Raw genomic sequence first — 13408 nt, forward strand, 5'->3', positions numbered from 1 at the left:
TATTGATTTTGTTATTGACAAATTAAGAACTCTTGTCGTTTAATTCGGCATCAGTTAATATGTTAGGTGTCGAATTTTCTTTGTAAAAAATAATAAGTCTGGTACTATTTTTTGCTAAGTCGATTTGACCAATCTTAAACTTGGAAACAACCATTCCTGTTCTGTTTTCAATATCTTCAATTAATTCTTTGTGCTTACTTGGATGAATTAAATCAAGCCTGTCGTAAACAATCGTTCTTCTTGCTAAGTGACGTGTCATCCAAATTCTTTCCATAACCCATGTAGTAGCCATAAAAGCAATATTTGTAAAGGCAATTTCACCAATGCTTACTTCTCTTCGAGCCAGTGCATTAATAACTGAAATTGTAATAACCAAAAATAAGTAGGTCATTTCACGAATAGGAATCGTATCGGTACGGTAACGAATTATGCCAAATATTGCAAACAATCCTAAGGCAAAACCCAATTGCAAATCAATACTTCCAAGCAAAAAACAAAGGAAAAATATTGTTGTAGATATAAGAATATAAGTAAACACATACGAGCGTTTACCTGTCGCTCTAAAATAGACAAAAATGATAACAAAGATTGTTACAAATAAATTTAGGGCAAACCGGAACAATAATTCCAGAATATTATCGGTAACAATAATAGAGGTTGGAATGCTTTGATTCGTTATTAGGTTCATGAAAAGTTCCATATAAATAGTGCTTTATTTTATTCGTTCTTTTTCTTTGTGCGCAAAGATACGGTAATACATCTGATTATCTATTAATAAGCCTTGATCGATAAATTTGGGGTCTCCTATCGGAACATCCATTGCAATAAGTTTAAACGAATAAAACGGGTAAACTCTTGCAACCGGAGTGTGACCAAAGATGATTACTGTTGAGGAGTATAACTCAAGTGTTTTAAGAACATCTTGTAAAGAGATTCTGTCATAGTTTGGGGTTCGTGATAAATAACCTCGATACCACAAAGGACTCTCTGAATATAAGAATAAATCTACTAAGGTTGTGTCTTCTAATTGAGTGTAATTGTTAAGATGATACCTCATTCCTACATTTACTTCATCAATTTTCATTTTTTTTTCTAAAAATTTTGGAGAAATGCCACCGTGAACAAATAATTGCTCACCAATTCTGACCAATGCATTTTTTGAACGTAGCCATTTACCCAAAACAGTATGCTTGGCAAAAAAATGTGAGTAGTGATAATTATAGGCATGAGCAGCATGTATGTATTTCTCATCAACATATCGAACATCAAATAATAGGGCCATCATTTCATGATTTCCTAGTAAAAGGTGAACATCACCTCCTTCTTTCTGTGCCTGCATTTCAAGCTTGAATAAAAGCCACAGGCATTCTGTTACTTCATCTCCTCTATCAAACACATCTCCTGTAAACACAACTTGCCCTTTACCAAAACTCCACTTGTTATTGGAATCAATAACCTTATTAAAACGAAGAATGGCTAGAAGTGATTCGAATTCACCATGAATATCTCCTAAAACAACGATGTTTTTATTTATTGGATTAATTCCACTTTGGGGTTTTATTTGTTTTGGTATGATGTAATTTAGGGTGTCTTCACCTGCAAAACCTTTAAAAAAGATTGAATCTTTCTTGAATCGAAAAGATTTTGATATTTTCTTAGTGGTATTTTTTAAACTGTCGTGTACAATGTAAAAAACATCAACTCTTGATGTTGAGGTGTATCTAATGTGCGGACCTTCTATGTAGCTATGAACCAAAAGTGAGTCCTTACTTGCTAAATCCTTATTTAGAGAAGCCTCTGAACAAAAAGATATAAGCAAGAAAAAAAACAGGAATATGGTATGGGTAAATTTTATTTGCATTTATAACACTTACGCTATTTAGAGTCTTTAAAGATAATATTATTTTAATGATGAAATCATGCTTCTTTGTGATTATCTGTCACAAGATATCCTTATTTTTGTCAAAAAATAAAAACAAATGTATACAAAAGACGAAGCCAAAGCAATAAAAATAGGATTTTGGGATGGGTTTAAGCGTTTCTCAAAGAAAAAAGGACGTAAAATGACTTCCTGGGTGCTTAAAGGAACGCAAATTAAAGAAGTTCAGCTTAAGTTTGATTTGAATGAAAAGGGAGCTTTTGTTATGCTGCAAATAGATAGTAAACTAGATACGAACAGACTATCTGTATTCGAAAGTTTTGAAAAATACAAACTTGTGATTGATGAAACATGTGGACCTGAATTGAAATGGGAGAGAGATTATCTTATAGAGGGTTTCAAGGAAGTAAGTATGATTTACTTTCAATTACCTGGAGCTATTGTATACAAGAAAGAAGAGTGGGAGACATACTATCAATTTTTATTTGAGAAAATGTCAATTCTTGAAGAAGCTTACCTAGATGTGAAAGAGGTGATACAAAATTCATCTTTTTAAAATATTTTTTTTAGCTTGTATCTGTGTGATAGACAGAGGGTAAAAGCCCCGTATTTACTGAGGTTGTAAGCCTTTTTGTTTTTTTTATTCCATTAATTTTGTTTTCGAGCAAAAGCCTCCTATCTTTGCAATCGCAAATAAGAAAGATACCAATCTAAAAATATATTGCGGGGTGGAGCAGTTGGTAGCTCGTTGGGCTCATAACCCAAAGGTCATCAGTTCGAGTCTGGTCCCCGCTACTAAGAAATCCTTCGAGATTTCATCTTTCGACGAAAACATTTTGAAAATATATTGCGGGGTGGAGCAGTTGGTAGCTCGTTGGGCTCATAACCCAAAGGTCATCAGTTCGAGTCTGGTCCCCGCTACTACTGAGAAGGCTTTAGAGAAATCTAAAGCCTTTTTTTTATTCCCTATTTTTACCAGCCGAATAAGTAAGCATTTTACGCTATTTCTCTTACCTTTGCGTAAATATTTTTAGATCCATTCATTATGAGTCGTTTAAAAGAGAAAACTCCTTTGCTTGAGAAATTAAAGAACAAATACCGTCTAACAATTTCTAATGAAGGCACTTTTGATGAAGTGTTATCGATTCGTCTATCCAGACTTAATGTTTTTACCGTAACGGGATTGTTTTCAATTCTTTTGATTGTTTTGGTAACCTTATTTATTGCATTTACTCCTTTGCGAGAATATATTCCGGGATATCCTGATGGTGAAATGAGAAGAAATATAGAGAACAATGCCATATTGGTTGATTCTTTGATAAACGAATTGGATAAAAGAGATCGATTTTTTCAAGGAGTTCGTAATGTGATTGCTGGTAATGATTTTGATAATGTTGTTCAAAATGAGGCCGATTCTATTGTCGATCCAAAATATAAGGATTTAAGTTTTAGTACATCTTCTAATGATTCACTTTTTAGAAAGGAGCATGAAGAGGATGAGAAATTTAATTTATCTCTTGGTAATTCCGGGAAAGCACAAGGTCTAGCAAGTGTTCACTTTTTTGCTCCAATTAATGGTCTGGTTTCAAATCATTACGATAGTAAATTAGAACATTTTGGTACGGATGTTGTCGGCGGGATCAATGAACGAATTTCTGCTGTTCTGGATGGAACGGTTATTTTTGCTGAGTGGACTCTGAATACAGGGTATGTTATTCATATTCAGCATAGCAACGACTTGGTGTCGATCTATAAACACAATCAGGAACTTTTAAAAAAACCGGGAGAATATGTAAGAGCTGGCGAAGCAATTGCAATTCTGGGTAATTCAGGAGAATTAACTTCAGGACCACATCTGCATTTTGAATTGTGGCACAATGGTCGACCATTAAACCCAGAGGATTATATCAAATTCTAAACAAACAAAACTCGATTTATTGATGAGTAAACATATTGCAATCTTAGGATCTACGGGTTCTATTGGAACGCAAACCTTAGAGGTAGTAGAAGCAAACCCGGAATTGTTTGTTGTTGATGTATTAACAGCAAATAACAATGTGGATTTGTTGATTGCCCAAGCAAAGAAATTTAAGCCAGATGTTGTTGTTATTGCTCGTGAAGATAAATATGAATATTTGTCTGAAGCATTGAAGGATGAGGATGTAAAGGTCTATGCAGGTATAGATGCCATTTCTCAAGTTGTTGGAATGTCATCTATTGATGTGGTGCTTACTGCTATGGTTGGTTACTCAGGCTTATTGCCAACAATAAAAGCTATCGAAGCTAAAAAGAATATTGCACTTGCCAACAAGGAAACTTTAGTTGTTGCAGGAGAAATCATTCAAAAATTGGCTCTTGAAAATGGGGTGAGTATCTATCCTGTAGATTCTGAACATTCAGCAATATTCCAATGCTTGATTGGTGAGTTTGAAAATCCTGTTGAAAAAATATACCTGACGGCATCAGGAGGACCTTTCAGGGGGAAAGACAGAAAATTCCTTGAAGATGTGACTTCTAAACAAGCTTTGAAGCACCCTAATTGGGACATGGGAGCTAAAATCACAATAGATTCAGCTAGTATGATGAATAAAGGCTTTGAGGCAATTGAAGCCAAATGGCTTTTTGATCTTAAGCCGGAACAAGTTGATGTGATTGTACACCCACAATCTATAGTTCATTCTTTGGTTCAGTTCGAAGATTCTTCTATGAAAGCTCAAATGGGTTTACCCGATATGAAATTACCTATTCAGTTTGCTTTAACATATCCTAAACGACTGAAAACTAGTTTTGAAAGATTCAATTTTCTAGACTATCCAAATTTGACTTTTGAACCAGCAGACTCCAAGAATTTTAGAAATTTGGCTTTGGCTTATGAAGCGATGGATAAAGGAGGGAATATGCCTTGTATCATTAATGCAGCAAATGAAATTATGGTGGAAGCTTTCTTGAAAGATCAGGTTGGTTTTCTTCAAATGAGTGATATTATTGAAAAATGCATGGATCAATTAGGATTTATTAGTAAGCCTAGTTATGAGGATTATGTGGTAACGGACACAGAGACTAGGAAATTAGCCTTATCAATGTTGTAAAAAAATACCTATATTAGGCATCCGCTAAAATACTGAATTTAAATTTCAGTATGGAGTTAAAAATTAGTTAATTGAAATTTAATGGAAATATTAATTAAAGTATCTCAGTTTCTACTGAGTTTGTCCATTCTGGTGGTTCTTCACGAATTAGGACATTTTGTTTTTGCGAAGCTTTTCAAAACTCGAGTTGAGAAATTCTATATGTTCTTCAATCCAGGTTTTTCTCTTTTTAAATATAAAAAAGGCGAGACGGAATATGGTATTGGATGGATTCCTTTGGGGGGCTATGTGAAGATATCAGGAATGATAGATGAGTCGATGGATAAGGAACAAATGGCATTGCCACCGGAGCCTTATGAATTTCGATCGAAACCAGCTTACCAACGTTTATTAATTATGGTAGGTGGTGTTTTAGTTAACTTTGTTCTTGCCTTCGTAATTTATATTGCTGTACTATTTGCTTGGGGAGATGAATATTTGCCGGCAGAGAATGTAAAGTATGGTTACGTATGTGATTCTTTGGCACAAAGTATTGGTTTGCAAAATGGAGATAAGATTCTTGAGTTAGATAATCAGAAAGTTGAACGATTCAGTCAAATTGTTCCTGATATTTTGTTGAACGATCCACAATCAATTCAATTCTTAAGAAATAACAAGCAATTAAGTGTTGATATACCTTCAACATTTATTGCTGATTTGCTTGCGAGAAGTAGTAAAGGTTTTTCCTTAAGTCCTGTTTTGGATATACGTTATCCATACAGCGCTATTTCGATTGGTAAAGTTGCAAAGGATTCTCCAGCAAAAATTGCTGGTCTTTTAGAAGGAGATAAGATTGTATCTATTGATTCTATTCGATTTGAGTATTACGATCAATTTCAAGATTTTTCAGCTGCCAATAAGGGTAAGAGTGTAGTCGCGATTATAGATCGTGCTGGAAAAGAAGTTGTGCTAAACCTTACGATTGGAGAAGATGGTAAGTATGGTTTTTATCCTGCGATGGAAGCTGGTGTATTTGAATATGCTACTTTAAAATATACATTCGCGGAGTCAATTCCTGCAGGCTTTAATAAAGGAATTGATAAGTTGGGTTCTTATTTGAAACAGTTTAAACTGATTTTCTCATCGGAAACAAAAGCATATAAATCAATCGGTGGATTTGGTACTATTGCGAGTATTTTCCCAGGGGTTTGGAATTGGCAAGCATTCTGGAATCTTACAGCTTTCCTATCGATAATTTTAGCGATAATGAACATACTTCCTATTCCAGCATTAGATGGTGGGCATGTAATGTTCTTAATGTACGAGATTATTACAGGAAGAAAACCAGGAGATAAGTTCATGGAATATGCGCAAATAACTGGTATGGTATTGTTGTTTGGTCTTTTAATTTTTGCAAATGGTAATGATTTGTGGAAATGGATTTCTAATATGTAATAGAGATTAGCTTAAAAAATTATTAACTTAGTGTTGTAAATCAATAAAAATCAATAGATATGAACCTTTTTGTTTTAGCCGGTATGATAGGACCTTGGCAAATCGTTATTATTGTATTTGTAATTGTATTACTTTTTGGAGGTAAAAAAATTCCAGAGTTGATGAAGGGATTGGGGCAAGGAATGAAGGAATTTAAAAAAGCTACCGATCAAGATGATGACAAGGAGAATAAAGATAAAAAATCAACTGATAAATAGTTAATTGAAAAGGTAGGAGGCTCTCCTACCTTTTTTTATATCTCATGATTTGGGAAAATAATTAGTTGAAAACTAATTTTTTAGTTATTTAGATTCATTTTGACCATAACATTTGCAATAAAATGCTTTTTTTATGTTATTTTGGTTGAAGAATTTACAATGAATTCAGATTATTTTGCGAAATTTAGGAGCAATTAATTGCTTACATCTATGAGGAAAAATTTACTTCTTTTCATTATTTCTTTCATGTTTTCTGTGCCTCTATCCGCACAGTCTACTTTTCGTATTCTTCACAAGAAGAAACCTGATAATGTTCAGGAAATAAATCAACGATTGCTTCATTTTACGGATGAAATTTTAAAAGAAGAACATCCTGTCAATACAGTCCTTAATGCTAATTTTATTCCTGTTTTCTCTGATGAAATTTATCAGAAAAGAATGGATCGATTGAATTCCGAAAGTCCAATACAATTAGATTTTAAGCCAGTTGTTAGGCGTTATATCGATGCGTATGCTATTCGTCATAGAGAAAAAACAGCCAAAATAATAGAACGATCGGAGTTATACTTTCCATTATTCGAAGAATACCTGGATAAATATGAACTTCCCTTAGAGTTAAAGTACTTGTCGGTTATCGAATCAGCCTTAGATCCTAAAGCAAGATCAAGATCTGGAGCAATGGGCTTGTGGCAATTCATGTACAATGCCAGTAAAATGTTCGACTTAAGGATTACATCGTATATAGATGAACGTATGGATCCTGAAAAGTCAACCGAAGCAGCTTGTAAATATTTGCAGTACTTGCATCGTATTTTTGGGGATTGGAAATTGGCCTTGGCAGCATATAATGGAGGTCCTGGAGTTGTAAGAGAAGCCATCCAACGTTCAGGAGGGAAAACAGATTTTTGGGCTATTTCTCCATATCTTCCAGATCAGACAAAAAATTATGTGCCTGCTTTTATCGCAGTTAATTATGTGATGAATTACAGTTCTGAGCACAATATTGTACCGGCAAAAAATGAATATCCTTATTTTAGAATTTCTCAGGTGAATGTAAGTAAGCCATTGACTTTTCAACATGTGGCAAAAGTTTTAGGTCTTCCTGTTGAAGCTGTTCGTGAATTGAATCCTATTTATAAAAAAGACGTAATTCCTTTGTGCGAACTTCCTGCAAAATTGGTTCTACCAATAGAAAAAGTAGGTGCCTTTATCGATTCGGAAGAAATTATTTATGGAATGAAAGATGTTCCAAAGAAATATCTTGATTTACAAAAGGATTTATCCTCTACAAAGGGTAAGTTTTGCCTTCTTCATAGTGTGGAATCAGGAGAGTACTTTCACAAGATTGCAATGAATTACGGATGCACCATTAATAATATTAAGGAATGGAATGGCATGAGTAGTTCAGATATATTTGTTGGCCAAAAATTAAAAATATGGGTTTATCCTTCGGATACCCTAGCACATAAACCAGAAAGAGATCCTTCCATGCGCAAGAGTAAATTTTTATTATATCAGGTTCAATCTGGTGATAGTTTGAATTCTATTGCAAATCAGTTTGATGTGGATTCTGTTGGAGATCTTGTAGAATTGAATAGCATGAGTCATTCCCAGACAATTGAGCCTGGAATGGTTTTGAAAATAATTCGTTACGAATAGAAACATTTGTCTCTGTAAAATAGATATTATGAAGAGAATAATTCAAGTAGTTACGCTTTGTTTGTTTGTAGTTGCAAGCATGTCTTCTTGCAAAAAAACAACAAAAGGATTAAGACCTGTTGTGACAGGGAAATCTGGTGAAGTTTTGGTGTTAATTAACGACGCTTTATATGAAGGAAGTGTTGGTGATTCTTTAAAGTCGGTATTAAATGATACGCAGATTGGATTGCCTCAAAGTGAACCTTTGTTTGATATTCTTCACCTTTCGCACAATGCTTTTTCAAGCATGTTTAAAACGCACAGAAGTATACTAGACATAAGAGTTTCGTCAAAAGTTACAGAGAGTAAGATATCTGTAAAAGACGCGGTGTATGCGAAGTCGCAATCATTTATGAAGATTGAGGCGAAGAATAACAAAGAGATGATTAAAATGCTAACTGAAAATAGAAATAAAATCATTGCTTATTTTCATTTAGGAGAAAGAAATCGCAAACTTAAAGTGTTCAAAAAAAATACTGTTCAGGAAGTTTTTGACAAGCTAAAAGCGAAGTACGATTTTACCTTGACATTCCCTTCAGGATATACAATTAACAAAGAAGAAGGTGATTTTCTTTGGATTAGTAAAGAAACACCTACTACTAGTCAAGGGATGTTTATTTACACTTACGACTACATTTCTGAAGATTCCTTTACGAAGGATGCTGTGGTGAAAAAGAGAAATATTTTGCTTGGGAACTTTGTTCCTGGTCCACTTGAAGGCTCCTATATGACAACTGAGAAAGGTTATCCGATATCAAATCGTTATTTTGAATTTATGGGGAACTATGCTTCTGAAACAAGAGGTTTATGGAAGGTAGAAAATGACTTTATGGGCGGACCATTCTTAAACATTACTTTCCTTGATAAGAAAAATAATAAAGTCGTTTGTTTAGATTCTTATGTGTACTATCCAAATCATAACAAAAGAGAACTGTTAAGAGAGTTAGAGGCAGTTATGTACTCGTACAATAATATAGTTGAGAAGTAAGAATATGAATTTACCTGATTTTAAAAATTTAAGCATAGAGCCTTATCGCGATCGAGAAGAAATAATAAGGCAAGTTGCAGCTCAAATCGAAAAAGATTTTGATCAGTTTGGGATGGATGTGCAATTTTCGGGTGATATAAATTATGCTTATTCTGAACTTTTTGCACAATTAAAAGAACATTTGATTTATTTGCTTGATCGTGATTATCATCGACTTGTACTTTTACTGTATCAAATTGATGTAAGTGAAAAACAAATTATTAATACGGAATTAAAGTTTCCGGATGTGCCTAAATCTGATTTACTAACAGAATTAATAATTCTCAGGGAGTTGAAAAAGGTTTTAATCCGAAATTACTTTAAAGAAAATCCGGATAAATTATAGAGAAAGCGCAGCAGTAAGCTGCGCTTTTTTACTTTTTGGTACATAATGCTTTCCGTAAAGAATTTTATTATTTTTACTTGACTATAACTTTTACTAAAGTTATCTTGATTTATTTCAAGATTCTTGTTGTAGTTCGTATGTTTTAACTAACATTTGCACAGATGAAAATAATATTAGAAAAATATCAAGAAGCAAAAGAGGGCGAAAACGTTCTTTATCTAGCTAATCTGAAGAATTTTAAAAATCTTCCTTTATCAGATCAGGAGATAAATTTTGCACAAGAGCAGCTTAAAAATGAGGTTAAACTAATCGAGTTTAACAGATACACACACAAAGTCTATTTATTTGTTTCTGATAAGGAATCCTATAAAACTAAGGATTTGGAATCGATGAGAAAGGATGCTTTCTCTCTCCATGGCAAAGTGCTAGAAAGTAAAATCTCAAATTTGTTTATTCTTGACCAATTAAATGATACCGAAGCTACATTAGCTTTTCTTGAAGGTATTTCCTTAAGTAACTATCAATTTCTTAAATATTTTTCGGATACGGAGAAATTAAAATTTTGTCTCGAAGCCATCGAATTAAGAAGTGATTCAGTAAGCCAAAGACAAATTGAGGAGCTAATTTCAGTAACTGAAGGTGTGAAGTTTGCTAGAGAACTAGTTGACGAACCATTAAGTTATCTTACAGCACAAAAATTGAGTGAAGAGATTCAAAGAATGGGTGATGAAGCTGGTTATTCTGTAGAAGTTTTTGGCAGAAAAAAAATTGAAAGCCTTAAAATGGGTGGACTTTTAGCCGTGAACAAAGGAAGTCTTGATGATCCAAGTTTTACCATTTTAGAATGGAAACCAGAAGGAGCTATAAATAAAAAACCAATTGTTTTTGTTGGGAAAGGTGTTGTTTACGATACTGGCGGTTTAAGTTTGAAACCTACGAAAGACAGTATGGATTTAATGAAATCGGACATGGGTGGTGCTGCTTCGGTAGCTGGTGCTATTTACTCAATTTCAAAAGCCAAATTACCTGTTCATGTTATTGGTTTAATTCCAGCAACAGATAATCGCCCTGGAGGAAATGCATATGTTCCTGGTGATGTTGTTAAAATGTACAATGGTAAAACGGTTGAGGTACTAAATACAGATGCTGAAGGTAGAATGCTATTGGCCGATGCTTTGAGTTATGCTGAGTCGTATAAACCAGAATTTGTTGTTGACTTAGCTACCTTAACAGGTGCAGCAGCTGTTGCTATTGGAAAATATGGTGTTGTTGCAATGGGAAATGAGGAAAGCAAATTTCAAATGGAACAACTAAAAAATTCTGGAGAAAAAGTGTACGAAAGAGTTGTTGAATTTCCATTTTGGGATGAATATGGTGAGTTGATTAAATCGGATATTGCAGATTTAAAAAACATAGGTGGCCGTGATGGTGGAGCGATCACAGCAGGGAAATTTTTAGAGCATTTTACGAACTATCCTTGGATTCATGTAGATATTGCTGGTCCAGCTTACCTTGGAGCAACAGATAATTATAGAGGTAAGGGTGGTACAGGTGTAGGTGTTCGTCTGCTATTTGATTTTATTAAGCAGTATCGCTCATAGGAATAAGTTAAAAGATAGTGCTCTTTTCTTGAATCTTTCTATTTTTGTATTTGATTAGCTTGATATTACTTCTTTTAGAGATGTATATCTATAATATAAATCTAAGAATCAAATTGTTTGCCTTTTTGTGTAAAGCAGTTTGATTAGATATTAACGATATAGCTAAGGATTCTTTTTTTGTCTTCCATTTATCAATATGGGTGGTTTAGACAGTTGAAATCAGGATTTTTAGTCCATTAATAAAAATATTTTTGATGAAAGACACTAAAATAAAAGTTGGAATAACTCAAGGTGATATAAATGGAATTGGATACGAGGTTATTATTAAAACCTTGATGGACAATAGAATATATGAACTTTGTACACCGATTATTTACGGCTCACCTAAGGTGGCAGCTTACCATCGTAAAGCATTGGATATCGAAGGATTTAGTTTGAATAACATTAAGGAAGTTAGCGAAGCTCATCCTAAAAGAGTTAATGTAATTAACTGTACAGATGAGAATATAAAAGTTGAATTAGGTAAATCTACATCAAGTGCCGGAGCTGCCTCATTAGCATCTTTAGAATCTGCAGTAAAGGATCTAAATGATGGAAGTATTGATGTTTTGCTAACAGCACCTATCAATAAAAAGAATATTCAGTCGAAGGATTTTGTTTTTCCAGGACACACAGAGTACTTAGAGTCGCGAATCAATTCGGGAAAATCTTTAATGTTGTTGATAAGCGAGAAATTGAGAGTTGGCGTTGTTACAGGACATATTCCAATTTCAAAAGTAGCCGAAGTGGTTACTAAAGAGAATATCATGAGCAAGCTTGATATCTTAAACACTTCTTTGAAAAAAGATTTTGGTATCAGACGTCCACGAATTGCCGTATTGAGTTTGAATCCACATGCAGGAGACGATGGATTAATCGGATCAGAAGAAAAGGATGTAATTATTCCTGCAATTGAAAAATCGAGAAAGAATGGCGTTATGGCACTAGGTCCATATCCAGCGGATGGTTTTTTTGGTTCGAATGATTATTCAAAGTTTGATGCAATTTTGGCGATGTATCACGATCAAGGTTTAACAGCCTTTAAAGCTCTGTCATTTGATTCGGGAGTGAATTTTACAGCAGGTTTATCTAAGGTTAGAACATCTCCTGCTCATGGAACAGCATATGCTATTGCAGGAACAAATGTTGCTTCTCCGGAATCTTTTCAGAAGGCACTTTATATGGCAATTGATGTTTATAGAAACAGAGAAAACTTTGAAGAGATTAATAAAGATCCTTTAAAGGTGTCAGAAGGAGCTAAAAATTCGTAAGGAATTGTTAACAAAATACTATAAAGAGCGGTTTGTTGTAAATCGCTCTTTCTTTTTTTGTTAAAAGGGAAGTATTGATTATAAAAATTGCATATTTTTGCATATTTTAAGGGACTAAACGAAAATTCAAATCATTTTTTATGTTTGAGTACATTAAGGGAGAATTGGTTGATTTAACTCCTACTTCAGTTGTTGTAGAAACGAATGGAATTGGTTATTATTTAAATATTTCATTGAACACATATTCTAAATTGTCTGGGCATAAAAATGCACAAGTTTATCTTCATCAGGTTGTACGAGAAGATGCACACTTGTTATTTGGTTTTATAGATGCCTCCGAAAGAAGTGTTTTTCGTCATTTAATATCCGTTTCGGGTGTTGGCGCTAACACAGCAAGAATGATGCTTTCTTCTTTAACACCTTCCGAAATTCAAACGGCTATTGTGTCGAGTAATGTGAAAACTCTACAAGGAGTGAAAGGGATTGGTGCTAAATCAGCACAAAGATTAATTATTGAATTAAAGGATAAACTAGGAAAAGATACAGATATAGCTGATATTTCTTTCTCACAGAACAATACTACTAAAGATGAAGCGTTATCAGCTTTAGTGATGTTGGGTTTTGCAAAGAATTCTGTAACCAAAGTTATCGATAAATTATTTGCTGCAAATCCATCTGCCAGTGTAGAGGATTTAATAAAGCTAGCATTGAAACAATTATAATTGAAGACCGTATTTGCTTTACTAACCTAAGGTAATCATCAATCA

General features: G+C 33.8%; 13 protein-coding genes and 2 tRNA genes. 13 read left to right on the forward strand and 2 right to left on the reverse strand.

The window, feature by feature from the left end:
* Positions 1–22: 22 nt before the first annotated feature.
* Both L3049_RS15220 and L3049_RS15225 read right to left on the reverse strand, forming a co-directional pair.
* The gene (locus tag L3049_RS15220) at positions 23–700 is read right to left on the reverse strand and encodes a DUF4956 domain-containing protein (RefSeq protein ID WP_275110677.1); all 678 of its coding nucleotides are present in this window, start codon (positions 698–700) and stop codon (positions 23–25) included.
* Positions 701–712: 12 nt separating this feature from the next.
* On the reverse strand, positions 713–1861 hold the full coding sequence (locus L3049_RS15225) for a metallophosphoesterase (RefSeq protein WP_275110678.1): 1149 nt from the start codon (positions 1859–1861) through the stop codon (positions 713–715).
* Between the two features lie 118 nt (positions 1862–1979).
* Between L3049_RS15225 and L3049_RS15230 the strand changes: the two genes are divergently transcribed.
* The 13 genes from L3049_RS15230 to ruvA all read left to right on the forward strand — a co-directional run bounded on the left by L3049_RS15230 (position 1980) and on the right by ruvA (position 13363).
* On the forward strand, positions 1980–2435 hold the full coding sequence (locus L3049_RS15230) for a DUF4268 domain-containing protein (protein WP_275110679.1): 456 nt from the start codon (positions 1980–1982) through the stop codon (positions 2433–2435).
* Between the two features lie 166 nt (positions 2436–2601).
* Positions 2602–2674, forward strand: a tRNA-Met gene (locus L3049_RS15235).
* Positions 2675–2727: 53 nt separating this feature from the next.
* A tRNA-Met gene (locus L3049_RS15240) sits at positions 2728–2800 on the forward strand.
* A 124-nt stretch (positions 2801–2924) separates the two neighbouring features.
* Positions 2925–3797, forward strand: coding sequence for a M23 family metallopeptidase (locus L3049_RS15245; protein ID WP_275110680.1), 873 nt, complete (start codon positions 2925–2927; stop codon positions 3795–3797).
* Positions 3798–3819: 22 nt separating this feature from the next.
* On the forward strand, positions 3820–4968 hold the full coding sequence (locus tag L3049_RS15250) for a 1-deoxy-D-xylulose-5-phosphate reductoisomerase (protein ID WP_275110681.1): 1149 nt from the start codon (positions 3820–3822) through the stop codon (positions 4966–4968).
* A gap of 81 nt (positions 4969–5049) precedes the next feature.
* Positions 5050–6402 (forward strand): RIP metalloprotease RseP, encoded by a 1353-nt coding sequence (rseP, locus tag L3049_RS15255; RefSeq protein ID WP_275110682.1) that lies wholly within the window; start codon positions 5050–5052, stop codon positions 6400–6402.
* Positions 6403–6461: 59 nt separating this feature from the next.
* Positions 6462–6659: a twin-arginine translocase TatA/TatE family subunit gene (gene tatA, locus L3049_RS15260; RefSeq protein WP_275110683.1), complete on the forward strand. Its 198-nt coding sequence runs from the start codon at positions 6462–6464 to the stop codon at positions 6657–6659.
* 210 nt (positions 6660–6869) lie between these two features.
* Positions 6870–8318 carry a lytic transglycosylase domain-containing protein gene (locus L3049_RS15265; RefSeq protein WP_275110684.1) on the forward strand — a complete coding sequence of 483 codons (1449 nt, stop codon included), beginning with the start codon at positions 6870–6872 and terminating at the stop codon, positions 8316–8318.
* 28 nt (positions 8319–8346) lie between these two features.
* Complete coding sequence (locus L3049_RS15270; RefSeq protein ID WP_275110685.1) at positions 8347–9345, forward strand: DUF4837 family protein; 999 nt, start codon at positions 8347–8349, stop codon at positions 9343–9345.
* Positions 9346–9349: 4 nt separating this feature from the next.
* On the forward strand, positions 9350–9730 hold the full coding sequence (locus tag L3049_RS15275) for a hypothetical protein (RefSeq protein ID WP_275110686.1): 381 nt from the start codon (positions 9350–9352) through the stop codon (positions 9728–9730).
* Positions 9731–9891: 161 nt separating this feature from the next.
* Positions 9892–11331, forward strand: a complete 1440-nt coding sequence (locus L3049_RS15280) for a leucyl aminopeptidase family protein (RefSeq protein ID WP_275110687.1) — start codon at positions 9892–9894, stop codon at positions 11329–11331.
* Between the two features lie 254 nt (positions 11332–11585).
* Positions 11586–12641 carry a 4-hydroxythreonine-4-phosphate dehydrogenase PdxA gene (gene pdxA, locus L3049_RS15285; RefSeq protein WP_275110688.1) on the forward strand — a complete coding sequence of 352 codons (1056 nt, stop codon included), beginning with the start codon at positions 11586–11588 and terminating at the stop codon, positions 12639–12641.
* Positions 12642–12781: 140 nt separating this feature from the next.
* On the forward strand, positions 12782–13363 hold the full coding sequence (ruvA, locus tag L3049_RS15290; protein ID WP_275110689.1) for a Holliday junction branch migration protein RuvA: 582 nt from the start codon (positions 12782–12784) through the stop codon (positions 13361–13363).
* The last annotated feature ends 45 nt before the right edge of the window (positions 13364–13408 follow it).

The sequence above is a fragment of the Labilibaculum sp. DW002 genome (genome assembly GCF_029029525.1).
In the GTDB taxonomy this organism is placed as follows: Bacteria; Bacteroidota; Bacteroidia; order Bacteroidales; family Marinifilaceae; genus Paralabilibaculum; species Paralabilibaculum antarcticum.